Below are 22,457 nucleotides of genomic sequence, written 5' to 3'. Positions count from 1 at the left end.
GCACCGGAGCACGGAGAAAAGATGACGTTCAGTATCGAGACGGCGCGGCTGCGGCTGCGCCCGTACACCGCCGAGGAAGCCGAGCGGGTGGCCGCCGGCGACCGGCCGGGGAGCGGCTGGAGCCCCGGCTTCCCCCGGGAGGACGACCGGGCGGTGGCGCGGATGTTCCTCGCGGCGCCACGCACCGAGCCGCTGTTCGAGCCGCAGCTGATCGAGCTGCTGAGCAATGACCAGGTGATCGGCGGGATCGGCTACTTCGGCCCACCGGACGCGGACGGCACGGTCGGGCTGGGCTACGGCGTCGCGCCCGAGGTGGAGGGCCGGGGCTACGCGACCGAGGCGCTGCTGGCCCTGCTGCACCGGGGGTTCGCCGAGGGCGGCGTCCGGCGGGCGCTGGCCGACACCACGCATGACAACACCGGCTCGCAGCGGGTGCTGGAGAAGGCCGGGCTGCGTCGGACCTCCTCCGACGAGACCCTTCACTACTACGTTCTTGAGGGCTGATCACTTGCGCAAGCTGACGTACTTCGTGGCCACGACCCTGGACGGGTTCATCGCCGGTCCCGACGGGGGCGACCCGACCGGGCCCGGCGGGTTCTTCACCGTCACCCCCGACTATCTGGAGCATCTGGTCGCCCACTACCCGGAGACGCTGCCGGGCCCGGCCCGCGAGGCCCTGGGCATCACGGCGACGGGCACCCGCTTCGACACCGTGCTGGAGGGGCGCCGTTCCTACCAGGTGGGCCTGGACGCCGGCGTCGCCGACGCCTATCCGCACCTGCGACACCTCGTCTTCTCCCGCACCCTCACCGAGGCGCCGGCCCCGGCCGTCGAGCTGGTGTCCACCGACCCGGTGGCCCGGGTCCGGGAGCTCAAGGCCGAGGCGGGCGGCGGGATCTGGCTGGTGGGCGGCGCGGAGCTGGCGGGCGCCCTCTACCCGGAGATCGACGAGCTGGTCCTCAAGGTCAACCCGGTCACCGTCGGGACGGGCACACCGCTGTTCGCGGGCAGGGGCAAGGACGGGGTGAGCCCGCGGACCTTCACCCTGACCGACCACACGGTGCTGCCCGGCGGCACGGCCTTCCTCACTTACGCGAGGGCCGCGGCCTGACCGGCCGGCCCGCGGGGCGGCGGACTTCTCGGAGGGTCCACCGCCCCGCGGGCCGGGATCGGTCGGCGAAGACCCGGCCGAAGCCGAAGTCATGGCCGAGGGGCCTCAGTCGGCGAGGCCGAAGCAACTGCCGACCGGCCTCAGTTGGCGAGGCTGAAGTCACCGCCGACGGGCGCGGCGATCTTGTCGACGCCGGTCAGCGCGGTGAGCGAGGTGACCGGGGTGCTGCTGTCGGTGGTGGTGCCGTTGGCGAGCTGGCCGGAGCCGTTGTTGCCCCAGGAGCGGACGGTGTTGTCGCCGAGCAGGGCGACGGTGTGCTCCCGCCCCCCGCTCACCAACTGCACGCCCTTGATGTCCGGGACGGGCACGGGGGTGATCCGGTAGTCCGTGGTGCCGTCGCCGATCTGGCCGGAGGTGTTCTGGCCCCAGGCCTTGAGGCGGTTGTCGCTGTCGGTCACGGCGAGGCTGTGGTTGCAGCCGGCCGCGATCTGGGAGACGCCGCCGAGCCAGATGCCCTGGGTGTCGACCGGGGTATAGCGGCTGATGGTGCTGTTGTCGCCGAGCTGCCCGGTGGCGTTGTAGCCCCAGGCCTTCAGGGAGTTGCCGCTGGTGGGCTTGGTGCCGCCGCTCGGCGGGCCGACCAGCGCGAGGTTGTGGTTGCAGCCGGCGGCGATCCGGGTGACACCGGTCAGATTGGTCACCGGGGAGGGCACGTTGCGGCTGGCGGACGTGCCGTCGCCGAGCTGTCCGTTGATGTTGTAGCCCCAGGCCCAGACGGTGCCGTCCTCGCGCAGGGCGATGCTGTGGTTGAGGCCGCCCGCGATCGCGATCACCTTGTTCAGGCCCTCGACCCGGACCGGCACGCTGCTGTCCGCGTTGGTGCCGTTGCCCAGCTGGCCGTAGTTGTTCTTCCCCCAGGCCACCACGGTCTGGTCGGCGAGCAGGGCGAGGCTGTGGGCGCCGCCCGCGGCGATGTCGGTGGCGTTGGAGAGGTTGACCACCTGGCCGGGGGCGTTGTGGCTGAACACCGAGCCGTCGCCGAGCTGGCCGGAGCCGTTGGAGCCCCAGGACTGCACCGTCCGGTCCGTCAGCAGGGCCAGCCCGTGGCCGTTGGTCGGGCCCGCCCCGCCGGCGGCGATCTTGACCACCTCGGCGCTGGTCAGCCCGAGCACCGTGGTGGCGGTGGTGCGGAAGTCGGTCCAGGTGCCGTCACCGAGCTGGCCGGACCGGTTGTTGCCCCAGGACTTGAGGCGCTTCTCCTGGGCGTGGGCGCTGCCCACGGGCACGGCGGCCAGACCGAGCGCGGTCAGCGCGGCCACCGACGCGGCGAGGGCCGGGCGCAGCCGGCCTCGCGGCGCGGTACGGGGGTTCGTCATGTGCTGCCTTCCTGTTGACGGGAGGGAGGGGACGGGTGAGCGACGGGTCGTCAGTGCGCCAGGCTGAAGCTGCCGTTGGACGGCGCCGCGACCATGGAGACGCTGCCGGACTTGGCCAGCACCTGCACCGGGGTGTTGCGCTGGGTGGTGGTGCCGTCGCCCAGCTGGCCCTTGTCGTTGAGACCCCAGGCCTGGACGGTGCCGTCGGAGAGCACCGCGAGGTTGTGCGCGGCGCCGGCGGCGATGCCGACCACACCGGTGACGCCGGGGATCGGCACGCTGGTGTTGCGCTGGGTGGTGGTGCCGTCGCCGACCTGGCCCTTGTCGTTCAGGCCCCAGCCGCGCAGGGTGCGGTCCTGGAGCAGGGCGAGGCTGTGCGAGGCGCCGCCGGCGAGCTCGGTCACGTTCTTGAGCTCCAGGACGGGGACCGGGTAGGGCTTGTCGACGATCGTGTCGTCCCCCAACTGCCCCTTGTCGTTGAGGCCCCAGGTCATCACGGTGCCGTCCGCGAGCAGTGCGAGCGCGTGCGAGGCTCCGGCGGTGATGCCCTTGACGGTGGTCAGTTCGGGCACCACGACGGCCGTGGTGCGGGTCGCGGGCAGGGGCTTGGGCACGGGGTCGGTCGCCTTGGCCGCCTTCGGGGTGATGCCGAGCTGGCCCTTGTCGTTGTTGCCCCAGGTCTTGACGGTGCCGTCCTTCAGCAGCGCCATGCTGAAGGTGTCGCCGGCCGCGATCGCCTTGACGTCCTCCAGGCCGGCCACCGTCACCGGGAGGTTGGTGTTGGTGGTGGTGCCGTCGCCCAGCTGGCTCTTGTCGTTGAGGCCCCAGGCCTTGACGGTGCCGTCCTTCAGCAGCGCCAGGGCGTGCGCGCCGCCCGCGGCGACCGCCTGCACCCCGCCCAGTCCGGCCACCAGGCTCGGCACCGCCCATTCGTCGGTCGCACTGGTGGCGCCGTTGCCGAGCTGGCCCTTGTCGTTCTTGCCCCAGGACTCCACGGTGCCGTTGGCGAGCAGGGCCAGGCCGAAGCCGGAACCGGTGGAGCCACCGGTGCCGCCGGCGGCCACGGAGGCCAGTTCGGCGCCCGACAGGCCGACCACGGAGGTCGGGGTGAGCCGCTGGGTCTTGGTGCCGTCACCCAGCTGGCCGCTGGTGTTCAGCCCCCAGGAGCGCAGCCGCAGGTCGTACGCGGAGGCGGCGGAGGTCGGCAGGGCGACGGAGCCCAGCAGGGTCAGACTCGCGACCAGCGCGGGCACGGCGGTCACGGGCAGGCGGCGGAGCTTGCGGTGCAGCGGGTGCATCTCTTCCTCACGTTCGGGGGGGTCGGGGCGCGACGGTTCCGGAGGCACGGACAGCACGAGTCGGACCGCGCGGAATCCTGGCCGCGCGGCCGAAGGTCGATGATCGGATCAGCAGAATGCCTGCCCAATGATCAGAACGGTCGTGCGGTTCCGAACCGCTTTCCACCTTGTTGGCCCAGCCCGATCGTTCGACCTCCCCCTAACGGACCGTCAGCGGTTGCGGTGCGTGATCGACTGCCGAAGCATGGGCGGCCGGGACTTGTGATCAACAACGATCCCTGATGACAACTTCCCTATGATTCCACCGACTTCAGTGGGAGAGAGCGTGCCGCGTCGACAACGAGCCAGACTTTTGATCGTGACCCTCAGTGCCGCGATGGCGCTGGCGGCCCCGACTCCGGCGGGCGCGGAGGACACCGAGCCGGCGGTGGTGGTGAACGGGACGTTCTCCTCGCCCACGGTGCCCGCCGACAAGACCTGGGCCGGGACCCCCACCGGCTGGACGAGCGGAGGAGGTGTCACCGGGGCTCCTCGCAGCGCACACCCCCGGGGCTTCCAGGCCGCCTACCTCCCGCAGCCCACATCGACCCCGCTCAGCAGCCGGCTGCCCGGCATCCGCACCGGCGCCACGGTCACCCTCAGCTGGGACGACAACCCCGACAGCTGCGTGAGCCAGGGCGCCGCCAGGAGGACCTACACCGTCACCGTGGCCGGCGCGAACAACACTCCGGGCGCGTTCAGCACCAACGACCCCGTGGGCAAGGCGAACTGGTTCCTCGGGCGGACGTACTCCTTCACCGCCACCGAGGACGCCCCACTGATCACCTTCGCCTCGACCGTCGCCGACCACCCCGGCTGCGGCCCCCTGATCACCAATGTCGCCGCCAAGCAGACCGCCCCGCCGCTCGCACCGCCGCAGGGCGGGGCCTCCAGCGACCCCTGCTCGGGCGACGCCAAGGACAACGCGCAGTGCAAGGACCTCGCCGCCGACAAGGCCAAGATCGAGAAGTGCCCCGCCACCGACCGGAACTGCCTGGCGGGCGTGGCCGGTGACGGCAAGGCGGAGAAGGACGGCATCGCCAAGGAGACCCAGGCCGTCGACGACTTCGGCAAGGTCCCCCGCGACCAGGACCCGAACACCGCGGCCTCGAACCTGTGCGCCCTCCCCAACGCCCTGACCGCCGGCGTCAAGCCGGGCGACGCGGTCGTCCCGCCGAGCGACTGGTGGTTCTGCTGATGGCGCGCCGGTCCCGGCTCCTGGCCGCTACAGCGGCGGGTCTGGCCCTGGTCGCCGCCCCGGCCGCCGCGCCGTCCGCCCGCGCCGCCGACACCGTGGACGTCCAGGTGCCCAACGGCACCTTCGCCCAGCCCGTCGCCCCCGACAACGGCACCGCCGCCGGTCACACCGACTGGTCCCCCGACAACACCGGCGTGGTCTTCGGCAAGGCCCTCGCCCAGCACCCGCGCGGCTACCAGGCCGCCGCGCTGAACTGGAACGGTGCCGCGCTGACCATGCGCACCCGACTGTGGGGGGTGAAGGCCGGGTCGAGCGTCACCCTGACCTGGGACGACAGCCCGGGCGTGGACCGCCGCTGCACACCCGAGCAGCTGAAGGACGGCCAGACCTACAACGTCTCGCTGATCACCACCGGCCCCGCCCCCGACCCGGTGGTCACCACCAAGGGCAGCGACACCGTCGGCACCGCCAACTGGACCAGCGGGCGGGTCTTCGAGTTCACCGCCACCGAGGACAACCCGATGGTGTCCTTCGACTCGGCCGAGCAGCGGAACTCGCTCTCCTGCGGCCCGCTGATCACCAATGTCACCGCCAAGCAGACGCCCGCACCGGTCGACCAGAAGGTCCGCAAGGAGCAACTGCCCGGCCCCAAGGCCTACCGGGGCAACGACCCGCTGGAGCCGGGCGTCGCGGTGGACGACTGCGAGGGCTCGGCCACCAACTGCGTGTTCACCGCAGACCCCCGCTACTCCTACCAGTACTACGGGCAGACCAGGATCATCGGCGAGGTCTACATCAACTGCACCCGCAACGCCGTGGTGGACGACCGGCGGATGGAGAACACCGAGCCCTCGTACGACAACCTCACCCAGTACTACGCGCTCAAGGGCGCCCCGCTCGTCCCCAGCCGCTCCGACATCTCGCAGAGCCGTCCCAATCTGGCCGCCCAGGCCGCCGCCGGGTTCAGCACCGCGGGCGGCAACTCCGCGGCGGTGAACACCAGTAACCCGCTCACCTGGTCGCGGACCACCACCAAGCAGCTCAACCCGACCATCCAGCCGGGCGAGATGAGCTGGATCGAGGTGCAGCCCGCCCGCGAACGGGTCTCCGGCAGCTTCACCAACGCCCGCAACAAGTACCGGCTGGACGCCGTCTTCGACGTCCCCTCGGCCTCCCTCCCGGACCGCTACTACCAGCGGTCCGGCCCGCTCACCGAGACCGAGCTGCAGCGCTGCGGCTCCGCGCGGCCGACCGCCGGCACCCCGGACAACGGGGCCGGGACGGACAAGCGCCTGCTCACCCTGGACGCCCCGCCCGCCGGAGTGCCCACCCGGTCGGTGCTGCTCGCCCCCTGAGCCCGGCTCGTACGTCGGCCGCCCTCCCCGATCCCCAGGGGAGGGCGGCCGACGTATGCGGCAGTGCTCAGTCCAGCGGGGCCCACGCTCCCCCGGCCGTCAGGCGGTACCGCCCGGTGGGCCGGGCGCCGTCCGTGCGCGGCGCCGCCTCCACCAGGCCGTCGTCCGGCGAGCCACCCAGTGAACGGCCCGGCGGGCGCAGCGTCAGACAGATGTCCCTGGCGCTGAAGGTCTGCGCCACGACCGTGCTGACGTTCACCGAGGACGGGCTGTCGACGACGATGTTCTTGATGAGTTTGCCGAGGCCGCCGACGGTCAACTCACCGACCGTACGCGTCATCGCGTTCACCATGCCGAACTGGAGCTCGTCACCGGCCTTCACGGTGAACTTGACCTGGGTGGTCTCCGTGCTGGTCCGCTTCCACTCGTGCGAGTAGGTCGCCTTGAACGCCAGCTCGAACGAGGCCTTCGCGCTGAGCTTCAGCTGGGCGGCGCCCGTCGCGGTGCCGGAGACCGCCACCGTGGCGCCGTTGGAGATCTCCGAGTTGGGACCCTTGTCGCTGGGCGCGGTGATGTCCGTGTGGGTGATCTCGGTCTTGTTGCTTCCGGTGACGCTGCCGGAGACGTCGGTGGTGTTGTCGATCGTGCCCTCCAGCGCCGCCCGGCCGGAGATCTCGCCCGCGATGTTGTCCGTGGTGCTCGACTCCAGCACGACGGTCCGGAAGATGTCGATCGGCCGGTTGGTGCAGTTGATCGCGGAGTTGCCGACCGAGGCGACCGCGGAGGTGAACTCGCGGCCGAGCCCGGGCAGCACCCGGAACGAGCAGCCGTAGTCCTGCCCGCACCGGTGGGCGAGCGCGGGCGCGTCCTCCTCGGCGACCGGGGCCGGACCGGCCGGAGCCGCACCGCCCGGAGCGGCACTGTCCGTCGCCGGTCCGGGCGGTGTCGTACCGTCCGCTGTCGTACCGCCCGCGAGGGCGGGGCCGGTACCCAGTGCCAGGACGGCCAGCACGGTCGGCAGGACCGCCGTGACCCGGGCCACCGGCCCACCCCGACGGCGCGTCACCGCTGCCTCCAGGTGCCCGCGGCGGTCCGCTCGTACACCGCGTCCGGCGCCCTTCGAGCGCTCTCGGCCCGCTCCGGGGGCAGTTCGACCAGTCCCGCCGTCACGGCCCGGCCGGGGGGCCGCAGCGACAGGCACTTGTCCGGCACCGAGAAGGTCTGGGCCACCACCGAGCTGACGTTGACGCTCGACGGACTGTCCACCGTGATGTCCTTGATCAGCTTCCCGGTGTTGTTCACCTTCAGCTCACCGGACGCCCGCGACATCGCGTTCACCACCCCGAACTGGATCTCGTCACCGTTGCCGACGGTGAACACCACCCTGGTCGTCTCGGTGGTCACCGCCTGCCACTGCCGCGAGAACGTGGCCTGGAACGCCGACTCGAAGGTCGCCTTGGCCCCGAGGTGCAGCGCGTTGGAACCGGACACCGTCCCGGTCACCTCGGTGGTGTTCTTCACGTCGTCCTTGGTGGTGGGGCCCTTGTCCTTGTTGGGGCCGTTCATGGTGGTGCCGGTGACGAACCCCGGCGTGACCGTGCCCGACCCGGACACGGTCACGGTGGTGTCCACCCCGCCCTCCAGCGCGGCCTTCCCGGAGATCTGGCCGCCGATGTTGTCCGTGCTGCTGGTGACGAAGGTGACCGTGCGGTCGATCTCCATCAGGTCGTCGGTGCAGTTGATCGCCGCGTTCCCCACCGACAGCACCCCGCTCACGAACTCGCGCGGCGCCCGGTCGTACATCCGGAAGCTGCACCCGGCTCCCCCGTCGCACAGCCCCGCGACCTCCTGGGCCGAGGGCAGCGGCACCTCCCCGTCCAGGGCCCGCGCCAGCGGGAACGGCGGCGGACCGGCCGCCGCGGCGGCGGCACCAGGTGCCCCGAGCGGCAGCAGCACCGCTATCGCGGCCGCCCCGGGGACCAGGACGGCGAAGCGGCCGGCGCGCCGCCGCGCAGGCGTGGGGCCGGGTGGACGTGCGGGCGGGCGTGCGGAAGCAACCACGGGCACTCTCCTCATCCGTGAAACATCGTCCGCGCGACGCCGCCCTGCGACGCCGTCCGTGGACGGGGGCCACCGGGGCGCACAGCGGCCCGCCCGGTCCTCCCATCCTCGGCGAGGCTCACGTCGTGGGCGAACCGTCACCCGCCGCCCGTGCGCCGTTCGGCGGGTGCGCCGCGCGGGCGGAGCCGCCGGGGACGGACAGCACGTGGCCCGTCCAGGTACGGATCGTGCGGGCGCCGAGGCGTTCGTAGAAGCCGCCGACCGCCATGGTGTTGGTGTCGTCGACGTCCAGGACCGCCCAGCGGTAGCCCAGTCGCTTCGCGTGGGCGAGGGTGTGGGTGATCACGGCCCGGTAGAGGCCCCGGCCGTGCAGCTCGGGGCTGGTCCCGGCGTTGGCGAGGTAGAGCTCGCGCCCGCCGTCCGCGGTGCAGGACTCGGTGGTCGGGTACTCGGTGGTGAGGAGGTAGCAGAGCACCTGCCGGCCGTCGGCCGAGAGCAGGAGGAAGGAGCAGTCGGGGCGGAAGTACGGGTTCCCGGTCACCGCGTGGCGCCAGGTCGCGGGGGTCATCGGGACGCTACCCGGGTGGCCGGCGAAGATCGTGTTGCGGGCCGTCAGCAGCGCCGCGTCGTGGCGGTCCTCGAACGGCACCAGCACGCTGCCGGGCGGCAGCGGCGGCGCGGCGGCTGGCGCGTGTGTGCGCGCGTGTGTCTGCGCGTGGGCCGTCAGGTCGATCCGCATGCCCCGGTAGCCGCGCGCCCGCCGGTGGCCGGCGGCGTCCAACGCCTCGGCGAGCCAGCGCTGACGGCCGTGCGTCCGGGTGTGCAGCTCCAGCGGGGTGCCGTCGCCGAACCGCTCCCGGTGCCGGCGGGCCGCGACGCGGCGGCACTCGGCGAGCAGCCGGGCCGGTACGCCCCGCGTCCGGTGGGCCGGGTGCACCGCGAGATCGAGGACCATCTCGTGCACGGGGTCGGCGCGCTCCCTGGCCCGGGTGACGGCGTACGCCACCGGCTCCGGCCCCGCCCAGGCGCAGACGGAGCCCTCGGCCAGGTCGACGCCCGGGGCCGCCCAGTCGTCGAGCAGTTCCTCCGCGCCGCGCCGGTCGCCGGTCCGGTCGGCCGCCTCGCAGGCGGCCAGCAGCGCCGCCACCCGGGGCGCGTCACCGCGCACGAGCGGTCGCCAGCGCGGCTCACCCGCCCCTGGCCCGCCCGGCGGCTCACTCACTCCGGGCCGCCGCGAGGCCGCGCTCGCCGGGCACCACCACCTGGCCGTCGGTGACCAGCATGAACCGTTCCAGGCCGGGCACCAGCACATTGACCACGGCCACGTGCGGCGTGACGTGGTGGTCGCGCCGGTACACCGCGAACCCGCGCTCCGCCAGGAGGCCGAGCAGCCGGTCGAGGTGACCGCGCGGGGTGTCGGGCACCTCGGTCGGCTCGAACGGCCGGACCTCGGCCGTCGCCAGCGCCGAGGTGAAGTCCGACAGGTAGCAGGCGTGCAGGGCCGGGTAGGGCCCGGTGTCGTCGCGCTGCTCGGGCAGCAGGTGCGCGTACTGCTCCCGGAGGTCCATGGTGCTGTGCAGTTGGACGAGTTCGCTCACCGCGCGGGAGATCGCGTACTCGCGGGACAGCGACGCCCCCCAGCCGCAGATCCGGGCGGGCCGCCCCGGGGGCGCGCTCTGGTGGGCCGCATAGGCCGGCACGGCCAGATCGGTGGTCATGTCGATCAGGTGCACCGGCCGGCCGGTGCGCGCCGCGGCGAACTCCACCAGCTCGGCGAGCGCGGACGGCAGCGTCGCCGGGTCGACGACGGCGGGGCGGCGCGGACGCTCGCGCAGGAAGGTGTTGATCAGCAGCAGGGAGAGCGCGTCGCGTTCGATCAGCTCGTTGATCGCGTGCACCGCGGCCTCGACCGGATCGGCCCCGGCGGCCCAGCCGTTGTTGACCGAGTAGCGGCCCACCGACCGGTAGTCGTAGGCGTCCCCGACCAGGTGGCGCAGGCTCTCCCCGGCCGGACGCAGGTACTCGGGCACGGAGAGGAAGATCGGCACGTCGACCTCCGGACCGCCGAGCGACGACCGGTACGGCAGGCAGCCGAGCGGCCGGTCCGGCGCCTGGGCGAGCAGCGCCACTGCGACGTCCCGCCCGAGCGGGCCGGCGGCGAGCCGGTGCGCGGACGCCGGCCGGACGACGCCGGGGTCGAGGCCCTCCACACCGCTGAGATGGTGCTCCAGCGCCTCGAACAGAGCGCCCGCCCGCGCCTCCGCCCGGCCGCCCTTGCCGAGGCCGAGGCCGGTGCGCAGCGGCACACCGTCACGGCGCAGGACGCACCGCCAGGTGCCGGGGCTGCCGTCGAGGATCGGCGCCAGATCGGCTTCCAGGCCGAGGGCGGCGATCGCGGCCGCGGCCTTCGCGAACGCCTGTCGGGGCGCGAGGCCGCGCTCGCCGGCCTGGGGAGGTGCGCTGTGCGTGGTGGTCACGGCCGTCCCGTCTGTCGTGCCGGATGTGTGTCGTGCTGGGTGCGTCGTGCTGGGTCAGTCGTGCTGCGTGTGCGTCGTACTGCGTGTGCGTCGTACTGCGGGCGCGTCGTGCTGCGGGCGCGTCGTGCTCGGGCATGCCGGATCGCCGGACCGCGGCCGTCGGTGTGCGAGCGGCCGCGGACCGGCGTCGTGGACCTACCGGACGCGGGCCGGGTCAGTCCTCGTCGGTGGACTCGGCCGGCTCGGACCGGACGATGCCGGCGAGCTCGGCGATCAGGCCCTGCTCGGTCGCGGACAGCACGACCTCGTCCGGGTGAAACTTGTCGCGGTCCTGGAATCCGCCCATGGCAACTGCCTCCTGGAATTCGTCCTGCGGCCGCCGGTCGGCGGCCGGGGCCGGTCCGCACGGGATCAAGTGCGCACACGTCCCAGCACTGATCGTGTCCGGTTGACAACGATGTGTGAATGCTTGCCCGTCCGTACGACTTGCGCGAAAGTCCGCGCATGGCTGCACCACGGTCGTCACCCGTCCCCGCCCCCGGCACCGCGCTCCGCGGGGACCTCGTCGCCGAGACCCTCGAACTCACCGCCGTCCGCTGCACCCTGCCGCGCTGCCTGACCGCCGCCGGGGCCTGGGCCCTGGCCTTCCCGGCGCCGGGGAGGCTCACCGTCCGGGCCGTCCTGCGGGGCACCGTCTGGCTCTCGGTGGACGGTGCCGGGCAGCCCGTGCGCCTCGACGCCGACGAGGCGGCGGTCCTCGTCGGCGACCGCCCGTACACCCTGGCGAGCGACCCGGAGACGTCCTCGGCCGACGCCCCGCCGCCGGTCGAGGGCCCGGCCGGACCCTTCCTGCACGCCGGGGCCGAGGGCCGGGACACCGTCACCCTCGACTGCTGCCTCGAACTCGACCCGGCCGCCGAGGAGTTGCTGACCGGAGCGCTCCCGCCGGTACTGCGCCTCGGCGCGACCACCGCCGAGGCGCCCGCCGTCCGCTGGCTGCTGGCCCAGGCCCTGGGCGAGCTCTCCGCCGACCGGCCCGGAGCCTCCTTCGCCCTCGGCCACCTCGCCCCGCTGCTGCTGGTCCAGGTCCTGCGCGCCCTGCTCGCCCACGGCGGCGCCGACGCCCACCCGGCCGGACTGCTGCGCGCGCTGGCCGACGAGCGCCTCGCGCCCGCCCTGCGCCTGATGCACGCCGACCCCGCCCGCCCCTGGACCCTCGCCGAACTGGCCCGCGCGGCCACGATGTCGCGCACCAGTTTCGCCCAGCGGTTCAAGGACCTGACGGGCGTCCCGCCGCTCGCCTACCTGCGGCGGCGCCGGATGCGGCTGGCCCAGCACACCCTGCGCCGTACGGACACGCCCCTGTCCGCCATCGCCGCCTCGCTCGGCTACGGCTCGGACAGCGCCTTCAGCACCGCCTTCAAACGGGCCACCGGCCTGTCGCCCCGGCACTACCGCGAGGCCGCCCGCTCCACGCCCGAATTCCCCGCCCGGGGGTGACGGGCCCGGCCGGAGGTCATCCGTCGACAGCGGCACCGGGCTCGGCGGCGGACGGCGGGCGGACCGACAGCTCCGTCCACAGGTCGAGGTAGGCGCGCAGGGGCGCGCTCGGCCGGACGCCCTCCCGCCACACGAACACCTTCCGCAGGCGCACCGCGGGCTCCAGCGGCACGACGACGAAACGCCGGTCGGCGGCCAACACCGGGCTCGCGCCGGAGGTGAGGGCGATGCCGATCCGCTCCGCGACCAGCGCGAGCTGGAGAGCGACGTCGTTCGTCGCGTACGCGATGTCCAGCCGCAGGTCCGCCGCGGCGAAGGCGGCCCGGACGAACGCGTGCACACCGCTGTCGGGGCCGTAGCTGATCACCGGGCCCCGGACCGCCTCGTCGAGCGGCATCGGACGGTCCGCGGGCCGGCTGCCGGCGGGGAGGACCGCGACGATCCGGTCCTCCAGCAGCACCCGTGAGGCGACACCGGCCGGTTCGCCGTCCGGCGGCCCGGCCACCACGGCCGCGTCGATCTCCCCGGCGCGGACCCTGGCCAGCAGCGAGGGGCTCGACGCCCCGACCAGACTCACCGCGACCCGGGGGTAGCGGCGGTGGTACTCCCCCAGCAGCCGGGGGACGCGGGTGCCCTCCAGCCCCCCGACGGTCCCCAGCGCGAACGAGCCGCCGAGCAGGCCCGACCGCTCGGCGAACTCCAGTACGGCCGACGCGGCCGAGGCCAGACAGGCCCGGGCGTGCGGCAGCAGGGCCGCGCCCCCGGAGGTGAGGACCACCTGCCGGGGCAGCCGTTCGAACAGCGGCTCCCCCAACTCCTTCTCCAGGGACTGGATCTGCTGGCTGATCGCGGGCTGGACGACATGGCAGCGGGCCGCCGCCCTGGTGAACGAGCGCTCCTCCGCCACGGCGACGAAGTATTCGAGCGTACGGAGCTCCATGGCCGACAAACTATCAATTCCGCAGCTGGGAGACCTGGTTGCGGCCGGGGTGCGATCAGCGGCCGTGACGGCTGCCATCAGCAAGGCCTATTGGACCCGGGCTGCGGGGGTGCCGATGCTGGTGACCGGGGTACCGGCCGGACCCGCGGCTCCGACGGAGTGCGAGGACAGACAGTTGAGAGTGACCGTCGTCGGCGGCGGCATCGCCGGACTGACCTGTGCCCTGAGCCTGCACGCCGCCGGCTTCGCGCCCCGGGTGTACGAGGCGGCGCGGAAGGTCGAGGCGGTCGGCGTCGGGATCAACCTGCTGCCGCACGCCGTCCGGGAACTCGCCGAACTCGGACTGGAGCACGGACTCGCCGCCGTCGCGCTGCCCCCGCACCGGCTGAGCTACCGGGACCGGGCGGGCAGCACGGTCTGGGAGGAACCGCTGGGACGGGCCGCCGGTTACCGCTGGCCGCAGTACTCCGTGCACCGCGGCCGCCTGCAACTGCTGCTCCTGGCGGCGGTCCGCGAGCGGCTGGGACCGGACTCGGTCCGTACCGGCCAACTGTTCCAGGGGTTCGAGCAGGACGCCGACGGCGTCCGCGCCCGGTTCCTTGACCGGGCGAGCGGCCGGCCCGTGGTCGACACCGCCGACGTGCTGGTCGGCGCCGACGGTTTCGACTCCTCGGTCCGCCGCCGGCTGTACCCGGACGAGGGCGCGCCGAACGGGAACGGCGTCCACATGTGGCGCGGGGTCGCACCGCACCCGAGGGTCCTCGACGGCCGGACGGTCGTGGTGGCCGGGGGCACCCCCGGCGCCAAGTTCGTCGCCTATCCGATCGGGGACGGCGCGACGGCCGCCGCCGACACCCTGGTGAACTGGGTGCTGGAGGTGCGGCACGGCCCGTCCGCCCCGCCCCCGGGCGGCCCGGGCCGCCGGGTCCCCGTCGCGGAGGCCCGCGCCGCGCTGTCGTCCTGGAACCTGCCGTGGATCGACCTCACGGTGCTCGCCGAACGCTCCCCGGCGATCGTCGAGTACCCGATGACCGACCGCGATCCCCTGCCGCGCTGGAGCTTCGGCCGGGTCACCCTGCTCGGCGACGCCGCGCACCCGATGTTCCCCATGGGCATGAACGGCGGCTCGCAGTCCGTCGTCGACAGCCGGGTGCTGGCCTGGTGCCTGGCGCGCGACGAGGACGTCGTGGCCGCGCTCGACCGCTACGACCGGATGCGCCGGCCGACCGTCAACGCGATCGTGCTGGCCAACCGGGAGCTGGGACCGGAGCAGACCATCGCGCGGGCCGAGGAGCACCCCGGACCGCTGCCCCCCGGACTGGCCGAACGGATCGCGGCCCGCTACCGGCGGCTCGGCGGGGCCACCGTGTCCCAGGTCAACACCCACCCGTCCTGGACGGTCCCCGCCGCCACCCCCGGAGCGACCGGTGGGGCATGATCATGTCCATCGGTCCGACAATCCGGGGGGAGTCCGACAATGGAACGCGCCGAGATGGAGACCTTCCTGACACTCTGCGAGGAGCTGCACTTCGGCCGCACCGCGGAACGGCTGCACGTCACCACGGGGCTGGTCAGCAGGACGGTGAAGCGGATCGAGCGGCGGATCGGCGCCCCGCTGTTCGAACGCAGCTCCCGCCGGGTGGCGCTGACCGCCGTCGGGGAGGGCCTGCGGGACGATCTGCGGCCCCTGTGGGACGGCATCGGGCGGGCACTGCGACGCGCCGAGCTGGCCGGCAGCGGTGTCACCGGCACGCTCACCGTGGGGTTCATGGGCGCGCAGAACGGGCGGGTGGTGCACGCCGCCCGCACGGTCTTCGAGCACCGCAACCCGCGCGGCGCGGTCCGGGTGGTCGAGACGCAGCTGCAGCAGCACGCGGAGCAGTTGCGGGACGGGAGCGCCGACCTGCTGCTGACCACGCTCCCGGTGGACGAGCCGGACCTGACGGTGGGCGCGGTCGTCACCCGCGGCCCCCGCTTCCTGGTGCTGCCCGCCGGGCACCGGCTCGCCGACCGGGGCACGGTGACGCTGGAGGACCTCGGCGGCGAGACCTTCGTCGACCTGCCGGCCTGCGTCCCGGGCTACTTCGTCGACTTCCACATGCCCCGGCAGACCCCCGGCGGGCGGGCCATCGCCCGGCACGGCGACCCCTGCGGCACCTACGCCGAGGCGGTGGCCCTGGTCGCGGCCGGGCGGGCGATGGTGCCCGGTGACGGGCAGCTGCCCCTGCTCTACCGGCGCCCGGACCTCCGGTTCGTCCGGGTCGGCGACGCTCCGCCGGTCGAACAGGGGCTGGTGTGGCGCTGCCGGGACGACGCCGACCCTCGGGTGCGGGCGTTCGCCGACGCCGTCCGCGAGGTCGCGCCGGCCCTCGCCCCGCCCGGCGTGGCCAGCGTCGACCCGGACCCGGCCCCGGCCCCGGTCGGCGCCGACCCCGTCGCCCCGGTCCCGGCGGCTACTCCCGGGCGCCGATGACGTCGGCGGGACGCCCGGCGAGGGCCCGTCGGCCCGGGACCAGCGTGGCCGCCAGGGCCAGGGCCGCCGCGACGCCCAGCACACCGAGGCACGCCACCGGGTCGATCGTGGGCACGGCGGACCCGGTCGTCCCGATGCTGTAGGCCGTGAGGACGGCGAGCGCGATCGCGCTGCCGAGCACCGCCGAGACCAGCACCACCAGCAGGGCCTCGATCCGGAGCACGGCCAGCACCTGGCGCCGGGTGGTGCCCACCAGCCGCAGCAGCGCGAACTCCCGGCGCCGTGCGGAGACCGACATCGCCAGGGTGTTCACCACCGCGATCGCGGTGAAGGCGACGACCAGGCCCATCGCGACGTAGTTGACCTCGGCGCCGGACCGCTGCGCCTCGACCCGGACGGCCTCCGCCTGGTCCCGGTCCAGGACCGCGACGCCGGGCAGGTCCGCCACGGCCTGCCGCAGCGCGTCCCGTCCGGGGCCGCCCGCGCCGGAGGTACGGACGAGCAGGGTGGCGGGCAGCGGGTTGTCGACATGGCCCGCCACCAGCTCGCGGCTCAGGGTGACGTCCCCGAAGCCCAGACCGCGCCGGTGCACGGCCACCACGTCCAGGACCGCCGCCGTGCCGTCGCCGAGGGTCAGCTCCAGCCGGTCGCCCGGCCGGCGGCCCAGGTCGGCCGCCGCGGTGTCGCTCAGTGCCACGCTGCGCGGGCCGAAGCCGTCGAGACTGCCGGCGGTGACGCCGGGGTCCCAGGTGCGGGTGAGGCCCTCGGTGGAGACGGCCTGGGCCGGGTACTTGGTCAGACCGACCCGGACCGAGGTCCGGAGGACCCCGGTCACCGCGGTGACCCCCGGCAGCCGGCGCAGCCGCTCGGCCGCCACCTCGGGCACCCCCGGTGCGGTCGAGCCGACCACCCAGTCCGCGGTGGTCCCGGCCCTGGCCTGCGCGGTGGCGGCGGCGTCCGTCGTGGTGCCGACGAACAGCACGGTGCCGACCATGGCGATCAGCAGGGCGAGCGGGGTGACCGCGGCGGCCGTCCGCCGGCTGCCGCTGCCGGCGTTGGCGGCCGCCAGGTGACCGGCCACCCGGAAGGCCCGCAGCGGCAGCGACAGCGCGGCGACCCCGGCCCTGACCAGCGGCGGCCCCAGCAGGGAGACGGCCGTGGCGAGGACGACGACGGTCAGGAAGGTCACCGGCGTCGAGGCGGCCTCGGCGTGCAGCGTCGAGAGGACGGCGAGCAGGACGGCGCCGCCGATCAGCAGTCCGACCCCGGCGAGGGACCGGCCCCGGCCCAGCCCGGGCCGTTCCACGGCGGCCTCGGCGAGGGCCTCGGCCGGCCGGATGCGGGAGACCCGGCGCGCCGAGATCCGCGCGGCGGCCCAGGCCCCGGCGGCGGTCGCGGCGAACCCGGCGAGGAACGGCAGGAACCCCGGGGTGAGCCGCAGCGTCTCGGGCACCGCCCCCAGGGCGACGAACCTGCCGTACAGCCAGACGGCGACGGGCAGGCCCGCGCACACCCCGGGCAGCCCGGCGAGCAGCCCGACCAGCACCGCCTCGCGGCCGATCAGCCGGCGGACCTGCCGGGGAGTCGCGGCGACGGCCCGCAGCAGCGCGAGCTCCCGGTGGCGCTGCTGCACGACCAGCGCGAAGGTGCCCGTCACCACCAGCACGGCGACCAGCAACGAGGTGCCGCCGATGGCACCGCCCAGCGACACCAGCTTGGTCCGGGCCTTCGCGGCGTCGAGGAACTCGACCGGGCCCCGGTCGTCCCCGGTGGCGACCCGGGCCGTGCTGCCCGCGCCGGTCAGGACGGCCCGGACCCGGGCGGCGAGCTCCGCGACCGGGACGCCGGGCTCGGGCAGCACACCGACGGCGGCGACCAGCCCGGGGTGCCCGGCGAGCCGGGCGGCCTCGTCGTCGGCGAAGAACAGCGAGGTCTGCTGCCGCAGATCGCCGTCGGCGGGGGCTGCCACCCCGCTCACCCGGTACTCGCGCGGGGCGCCGGTCGACCGGACCGTCAGCCGGGCGCCCGGGGCGAGACCGGCCCGCCCGGCGAGTTCCCGGTCGACGACGACCTCGTCCGCACCGGCCGGGGCGGCGCCCGCGACCAGGGCGAACGGGGTCAGCGGGGCCGAGGTCCAGGCGTGGCCGAGGGAGGGACCGCCGTCGACGCCCGCCAGCACCTGCCCGGCCGCGCCGACCGCGTGGGCGGGGAAGGTGAGTTCGGGCAGCACGGCCCGCACCCCGGGCAGCGCCCGGAGTCCGTCCACGGTGCCGGCGGGCAGCCAGGCCCGCTCCCCGAGCGGCTTCTCCTTGTGCTTGGTCTTCGACTTCCCGCCGCCGCCCGACACGGTGACCCGGTGGACGTTCTGGTCGGCGGCGACGAGCACCGGGGTGCCGGCGTAGCGCTCGGTGCCGATCGTGCCGCGCAGGCCGGTCTCCAGCAGGATGCCGCAGGCCGTGACGAGGGCGGCGGCGCAGAACAGCGCGAGGAAGGCACCCGTGAACGCGCCCCGTCGGGCGCGCAGGGTCTGCAGGGCGTAGCGGAGCATCAGGCCCACGCCCCGAGGTGCGTCATCCGGTCGGCGACGCGGTCGGCGGTGGGCGCCGGCATCCGGTCGACGATCCGGCCGTCGGCGAGGAAGAGCACGGTGTCCGCGTAGGAGGCGGCGACCGGGTCGTGGGTCACCATGACCACCGTCCGGCCGTCCTCGTCGACGCAGGAGCGCAGCAGGGCGAGGACCTCCTTGGCCGTCACCGTGTCCAGGGCACCGGTGGGTTCGTCGCCGAAGACGACGTCGGGGCGGGTGATCAGGGCGCGGGCGATCGCCACCCGCTGCTGCTGGCCGCCGGAGAGTTCGGCGGGCCGGTGGGCGGCCCGGCCGGCGAGTCCGACCCGGCGGAGGATCTCCTCGCACCAGGCCGGGTCCGTGCGCTCGCCGGCCAGTCGCAGCGGCAGCTCGACGTTCTGCCGCACCGACAGGGCCCCGATCAGGTTGAACGCCTGGAAGACGAAGCCGACCCGGCGCCGGCGCAGCTCCGTCAGCGCGTTCTCGTCCAGGTCCGCCAGCGGGGTGCCGCCGATGGCGGCGTGGCCGCCGGTCGGCCGGTCCAGGCCGGCGGCGCAGTGCAGGAAGGTCGACTTGCCGGAGCCGGAGGGGCCCATGACGGCCGTGAACGTGCCGTGGGCGATGTCGACGGAGACGCCGTCCAGCGCGCGGACCGCTCGGGCGCCCCGGCCGTAGTCCTTCACCACGCCCTCCAGGCGCAGCGCGGGGCCGGGGGTGGGGGCGGGGGCGGGGGCGCCGTCCGGGGACCGGGGATCGGCGGACGGGCGGGTGCCGTGACGGGCGCCGTGACTGGTGGGCATCGCAGACTCCAGAACTCGGTGTTCGATCTGCGACGACGCTAGGGAGCGGCGTTATCGGGGGCTTATCGGCCGGTTAAACCGCGGCGGGGTCCGGTTGAACCGCGGCGGGGTCCGGGCGGGCGGTGGCGGGGTCCGGTCGGGCCGTGACGGTGTCCGGTCGGGCCTCCGCCGGGTCCGGGCACGCTTCGCCCGTGCGGGCCAGGGCGGCCGCGGCCCGCTCCACCCAGGGCGGCGCGTCGATGCCGCGGAAGAGATCGAGCGCGGCGCCCAGCTGCGCCCGGGCCGGGACCGGCCGGCCGGCCTCGTGGTGGAGTTCGCCGAGGTAGAGCCTGACCTTCGCCTCCACGATCGGGCTCCAGGTCCGCCCGGCCACCTCCAGCGCCTCCTCCAACGTCCGCTCGGCCTCGTCCACCGCGCCCGCCCGGTGCCGGGCCTCGGCGAACCCCAGCAGCGTGTACGCCAGCCCGAGCAGGTCCGAACGCTCCCGGACGATCGCGAGCGCGCGGGTGAACTCCACGGCCGCCGTCTCCGGCCGGCCGACCGCCAGGTGGGCGCAGGCCAGCCGGTAGCGGGCCTGCGCGATGCCGCGCAGCGTCCCGCCGATGCTCTCGCAGATCCGCACGGCCTCCTGGCCGAGTGCGACCGCTTCCTCGGGCCGTTCGAGGTCGAGGGCGCACTGGGCGAGGCTCTGCAGGGCGAACCCCTCGCAGGAGAGGTCGCCGACCGCCCGGAAGACCGCCAGGGCGTCCCGCAGCCGGTGTTCGGCCAGTTCGTAGCCGCCCCGGTGCCGGTCGACGAGCGCGAGGCCGTTGAGCACCATCGCCCGGCCGAAGTCGTCGCCCTCGGCCTCGAACAGCTCCAGAGCGCGCCCGTAGTGCCGGGCCGAGGCGTCGAGCCGGCTCAGCCGCAGCTCCACCCCGCCGAGTTCCCGCTCCATGGCCGCCTCGCCGCGCCGGTCCCCCGCGGCCCGGGCCGCCTCCAGGGCGGTCCCGCTGCACCGGCGCCAGTCCTCCACGTAGTTGCGCGCGGTGAACAGCGTCCCCGTCGCGGCCGCCAGTTCCCAGGACAGCCCGGCCAGGCCCGTCCTGGCGGCCTGGTCCACGGCGGCGACCAGCGACAGCCGCTCGGCCTCGTACCAGTCGAGCGGGACGGCCAGCAGTTCGTCCAGCAGGGCCGGGTCGAGGTCCGGGCTCGGGCTGCTCCCGCGGATCACCGCGAACGGGCCGCCGTACTCGCGGCGCCGGGCCTCGTCGGCGATGCCCAGGAAGGTGAGGAAGAAGCGTTCGCGGGCCGCGTCCCGCGCTGCCTCCGGCTCCTCGTCCCGGGCCAGCTCGCCCGCGTACAGCCGCATCAGGTCGTGGAAGCGGTAGCGCAGTTGCCCGGCGGCGTCGATCCCGACGGCCTCCAGGAACTGGGTGTCCACCAGGTGCTCCACGAGGCGTTCGGCCTCCGCCACCCCGGTGTCCAGCAGTGCGGCGCCGGCCCAGGCCGCGAAGTCGGGGACGGCGAGCAGCCCGAGCAGCCGGCAGAGCCGGGCCGCGTCGGGCGGCAGGTAGCGGTAGCTCAGCGCGAAGCTCGCCCGCACCTGGGACTCGCCCCGGCTCAGTTCGTCCAGCCGCCGCCGTTCGTCGGCCAGCCGGGTGACCAGGTGGCGGACCGTCCAGTGCGGCTTCGACGCCAGCCGGGCGCCGGCGATCCGCAGCGCGAGCGGCAGCCGGTCGCAGAGCTCGGCCAGCCGGGCGACGTCCTCGGGCGCGTCCTGGAGGCGGGCCCGCCCGACGACGCGTTCGAGGAGCTCGACGGACTCCGGCCGGGGCAGCAGTCCGAGCCGGACCCGGGCCGCCTGCGGCCAGGTCACCAGCTCCTCCAACTGGTCCCGGCTGGTGGCCAGGACGGTGCACCCGGCGCTGCCGGGCAGCAGCGGCCGCAGCTGCGCGAACGTCCGGACGTTGTCGAGGACGATCAGCACCCGGCGGCCGGCCAGCAGGCTGCGGTAGAGCGCGACGCGGTCCTCCGACCCGCTCGGGACGGCGTCGCTCTCCACCCCGAGCGCGCGGAGGAACCGCCCCAGGACGTCGTCGGCGGTGGTCAGCGCGTGCTCGTCGGAGTAGCCGCGCAGGTCGGCGAAGAGCGTGCCGTCCGGGAAGCGGTCCCGGACCCGGTGCGCCCAGCGGACGGCGAGGCCGGTCTTGCCCACCCCGGCGACACCGGTGACCAGGCCGACGGCCGGGACGGGCCCGGCGCCGTCCGGGTGCGGCGCCAACAGGGAGTCCAGCGCGGCGAGTTCCTCCGTCCGGCCGGCGAACCCCGCTGCCTCCGGCGGGAGTTCGGACGGCACCGGGAGACCGCGCGGCAGCCCCCGTCGCGCCGGCGGCCGGGCGGCCGCCGCGGTGCGGGCGGGTACGGGCGCCGTCCCCGGGTCGGCGGACGGCCCGGGCAGCAGCACCGGGTCGTCCCGCAGCATCGCCTCGTTCAGCTCGCGCAGGGCAGGCCCCGGCTGGACGCCCAGCTCGTCGATGAGACGGCGCCTGGCCTCCCGGAAGCCCGCCATCGCCTCGGCCCGGCGGCCGGACCGGTACTGCGCGAGGATCAGCTGCTGGCGGGCCCGTTCGCGCAGCGGGTGCTCCCTGACCCGGGCGGCCAGCTCGGGCAGCAGCTCCCGGTGCCGGCCGAGCGCGAGCCGGACCTCGGTCGCCGCCTCCTGCACGCTCAGCCGCACCTCGTCCCAGCGCGCGGCCTCCGCCTCCACCGGTCGTCCGCGCACCCCGGCGAGGGCCCGGCCGCGCCACAGCGCCAGCGCCTCGGTGTAAGCGCGCTCCGCCTCCTCCGGCCGGCCCGCGCGGATCGCGGCCTCCGCGTCGGCGACGAGCGCGGTGAAGACGGCGCTGTCCACGGTGTGGCCGTCGGTGCGCAGCCGGTAGCCGGGGTGGGCGGTGACGATGACCTCGTGGTCGCCGCCCTCGCGGCCCGCGGTGCCCGGGCGGCCGAGCGACTTGCGCAGCCCCGCCACGACGATGGCCACCTGGGTCCGTGCGCTGGCCGGCGGAGCGCCGTCCCAGAGCACGTCCACCAGGGTGTCGGTGGCGACGATGCGGCCCGGGTCCAGCAGCAGCAGGGCCAGAACGGTGCGCTGCCTGGCTCCGGCGATCGTCACCGGTCCGTGGCCGGCCGTGACCGCGAGCGGCCCGAGTATCCCGAAGCCGAGCGGCTCGCCCATCCGTTCCCTCTCCCCCGTGTCCGACCTGCGGTGCGGCCCTGCGCCA

At 74.8% G+C, this 22,457-nt stretch carries 18 protein-coding genes; 7 read left to right on the top strand and 11 right to left on the bottom strand.

From position 1 onward, the window contains the following. Positions 1–21: 21 nt before the first annotated feature. Positions 22–504, top strand: a complete 483-nt coding sequence (locus tag ACW14Y_RS38425) for a GNAT family N-acetyltransferase (RefSeq protein ID WP_380394142.1) — start codon at positions 22–24, stop codon at positions 502–504. Between the two features lie 4 nt (positions 505–508). After that, the gene (locus ACW14Y_RS38420) at positions 509–1,111 is read left to right on the top strand and encodes a dihydrofolate reductase family protein (RefSeq protein ID WP_380309858.1); all 603 of its coding nucleotides are present in this window, start codon (positions 509–511) and stop codon (positions 1,109–1,111) included. A 140-nt stretch (positions 1,112–1,251) separates the two neighbouring features. On the opposite strand, the gene ACW14Y_RS38415 is transcribed toward ACW14Y_RS38420, so the two are convergent. Together ACW14Y_RS38415 and ACW14Y_RS38410 are read right to left on the bottom strand one after the other, a co-directional pair. Continuing rightward, positions 1,252–2,487 carry an RCC1 domain-containing protein gene (locus tag ACW14Y_RS38415; protein ID WP_456985112.1) on the bottom strand — a complete coding sequence of 412 codons (1,236 nt, stop codon included), beginning with the start codon at positions 2,485–2,487 and terminating at the stop codon, positions 1,252–1,254. A gap of 50 nt (positions 2,488–2,537) precedes the next feature. Next, positions 2,538–3,785, bottom strand: a complete 1,248-nt coding sequence (locus ACW14Y_RS38410) for an RCC1 domain-containing protein (RefSeq protein WP_380309854.1) — start codon at positions 3,783–3,785, stop codon at positions 2,538–2,540. Positions 3,786–4,143: 358 nt separating this feature from the next. On the opposite strand from ACW14Y_RS38410, the gene ACW14Y_RS38405 reads away from it, so the two are divergent. Beyond that, entirely contained in the window at positions 4,144–5,022 is an 879-nt protein-coding gene (locus tag ACW14Y_RS38405; RefSeq protein ID WP_456985111.1) for a hypothetical protein, read from the top strand. Next, positions 5,022–6,377, top strand: a complete 1,356-nt coding sequence (locus ACW14Y_RS38400; RefSeq protein WP_380309850.1) for a hypothetical protein — start codon at positions 5,022–5,024, stop codon at positions 6,375–6,377. Before ACW14Y_RS38405 ends, ACW14Y_RS38400 begins: the two co-directional genes overlap by 1 nt. A 67-nt stretch (positions 6,378–6,444) precedes the next feature. Here the strand turns inward: ACW14Y_RS38400 and ACW14Y_RS38395 are convergent, their stop codons facing one another. The 5 genes from ACW14Y_RS38395 to ACW14Y_RS38375 form a co-directional block, all read right to left on the bottom strand. Continuing rightward, the gene (locus ACW14Y_RS38395; protein ID WP_456985110.1) at positions 6,445–7,443 is read right to left on the bottom strand and encodes a hypothetical protein; all 999 of its coding nucleotides are present in this window, start codon (positions 7,441–7,443) and stop codon (positions 6,445–6,447) included. After that, a complete protein-coding gene (locus ACW14Y_RS38390; protein ID WP_456985109.1) occupies positions 7,440–8,438 on the bottom strand; it encodes a hypothetical protein in 999 nt (332 codons plus the stop codon). The genes ACW14Y_RS38395 and ACW14Y_RS38390 overlap by 4 nt, the downstream gene beginning before the upstream one ends. A 118-nt stretch (positions 8,439–8,556) precedes the next feature. Beyond that, positions 8,557–9,606, bottom strand: a complete 1,050-nt coding sequence (locus ACW14Y_RS38385) for a GNAT family N-acetyltransferase (protein WP_456985108.1) — start codon at positions 9,604–9,606, stop codon at positions 8,557–8,559. Positions 9,607–9,652: 46 nt separating this feature from the next. Then, on the bottom strand, positions 9,653–10,915 hold the full coding sequence (locus ACW14Y_RS38380; protein ID WP_380442108.1) for a YcaO-like family protein: 1,263 nt from the start codon (positions 10,913–10,915) through the stop codon (positions 9,653–9,655). Positions 10,916–11,129: 214 nt separating this feature from the next. Beyond that, positions 11,130–11,261, bottom strand: a complete 132-nt coding sequence (locus ACW14Y_RS38375) for a hypothetical protein (RefSeq protein WP_380303576.1) — start codon at positions 11,259–11,261, stop codon at positions 11,130–11,132. 158 nt (positions 11,262–11,419) lie between these two features. Between ACW14Y_RS38375 and ACW14Y_RS38370 the strand changes: the two genes are divergently transcribed. Beyond that, positions 11,420–12,415 (top strand): AraC family transcriptional regulator, encoded by a 996-nt coding sequence (locus tag ACW14Y_RS38370; protein ID WP_380303578.1) that lies wholly within the window; start codon positions 11,420–11,422, stop codon positions 12,413–12,415. A gap of 16 nt (positions 12,416–12,431) precedes the next feature. Here the strand turns inward: ACW14Y_RS38370 and ACW14Y_RS38365 are convergent, their stop codons facing one another. Beyond that, positions 12,432–13,355, bottom strand: coding sequence for a LysR family transcriptional regulator (locus ACW14Y_RS38365; protein ID WP_456985107.1), 924 nt, complete (start codon positions 13,353–13,355; stop codon positions 12,432–12,434). Between the two features lie 175 nt (positions 13,356–13,530). Here ACW14Y_RS38365 and ACW14Y_RS38360 point away from each other — a divergent pair, with 175 nt between their 5' ends. Both ACW14Y_RS38360 and ACW14Y_RS38355 read left to right on the top strand, forming a co-directional pair. Continuing rightward, on the top strand, positions 13,531–14,793 hold the full coding sequence (locus ACW14Y_RS38360; RefSeq protein WP_456985106.1) for an FAD-dependent monooxygenase: 1,263 nt from the start codon (positions 13,531–13,533) through the stop codon (positions 14,791–14,793). 39 nt (positions 14,794–14,832) lie between these two features. Beyond that, entirely contained in the window at positions 14,833–15,828 is a 996-nt protein-coding gene (locus ACW14Y_RS38355; protein ID WP_380303584.1) for a LysR family transcriptional regulator, read from the top strand. Here the strand turns inward: ACW14Y_RS38355 and ACW14Y_RS38350 are convergent. The 3 genes from ACW14Y_RS38350 to ACW14Y_RS38340 form a co-directional block, all read right to left on the bottom strand. Beyond that, complete coding sequence (locus ACW14Y_RS38350) at positions 15,809–18,376, bottom strand: FtsX-like permease family protein (protein ID WP_456988365.1); 2,568 nt, start codon at positions 18,374–18,376, stop codon at positions 15,809–15,811. The two genes, ACW14Y_RS38355 and ACW14Y_RS38350, sit on opposite strands and share 20 nt — an antisense overlap. Continuing rightward, a complete protein-coding gene (locus tag ACW14Y_RS38345) occupies positions 18,376–19,194 on the bottom strand; it encodes an ABC transporter ATP-binding protein (RefSeq protein ID WP_456985105.1) in 819 nt (272 codons plus the stop codon). Before ACW14Y_RS38345 ends, ACW14Y_RS38350 begins: the two co-directional genes overlap by 1 nt. A gap of 73 nt (positions 19,195–19,267) precedes the next feature. Continuing rightward, complete coding sequence (locus tag ACW14Y_RS38340; protein WP_456985104.1) at positions 19,268–22,411, bottom strand: AfsR/SARP family transcriptional regulator; 3,144 nt, start codon at positions 22,409–22,411, stop codon at positions 19,268–19,270. Positions 22,412–22,457 lie beyond the last annotated feature (46 nt).

This window comes from Kitasatospora sp. cg17-2 (genome assembly GCF_054031055.1).
Note: the sequence above shows the minus strand (reverse complement) of the source record. Positions and strands in the feature narration are given on the sequence as shown.

Coding starts and splice junctions, on each gene's coding strand:
- ACW14Y_RS38340 (WP_456985104.1), bottom strand. CDS start 22,411: ATGGGCGAGCCGCTCGGCTTCGGGATACTCGGGCCGCTCGCGGTCACG.
- ACW14Y_RS38355 (WP_380303584.1), top strand. CDS start 14,833: ATGGAACGCGCCGAGATGGAGACCTTCCTGACACTCTGCGAGGAGCTG.
- ACW14Y_RS38410 (WP_380309854.1), bottom strand. CDS start 3,785: ATGCACCCGCTGCACCGCAAGCTCCGCCGCCTGCCCGTGACCGCCGTG.
- ACW14Y_RS38425 (WP_380394142.1), top strand. CDS start 22: ATGACGTTCAGTATCGAGACGGCGCGGCTGCGGCTGCGCCCGTACACC.
- ACW14Y_RS38375 (WP_380303576.1), bottom strand. CDS start 11,261: ATGGGCGGATTCCAGGACCGCGACAAGTTTCACCCGGACGAGGTCGTG.
- ACW14Y_RS38365 (WP_456985107.1), bottom strand. CDS start 13,355: ATGGAGCTCCGTACGCTCGAATACTTCGTCGCCGTGGCGGAGGAGCGC.
- ACW14Y_RS38350 (WP_456988365.1), bottom strand. CDS start 18,376: ATGCTCCGCTACGCCCTGCAGACCCTGCGCGCCCGACGGGGCGCGTTC.
- ACW14Y_RS38345 (WP_456985105.1), bottom strand. CDS start 19,194: ATGCCCACCAGTCACGGCGCCCGTCACGGCACCCGCCCGTCCGCCGAT.
- ACW14Y_RS38400 (WP_380309850.1), top strand. CDS start 5,022: ATGGCGCGCCGGTCCCGGCTCCTGGCCGCTACAGCGGCGGGTCTGGCC.
- ACW14Y_RS38415 (WP_456985112.1), bottom strand. CDS start 2,487: ATGACGAACCCCCGTACCGCGCCGCGAGGCCGGCTGCGCCCGGCCCTC.
- ACW14Y_RS38370 (WP_380303578.1), top strand. CDS start 11,420: ATGGCTGCACCACGGTCGTCACCCGTCCCCGCCCCCGGCACCGCGCTC.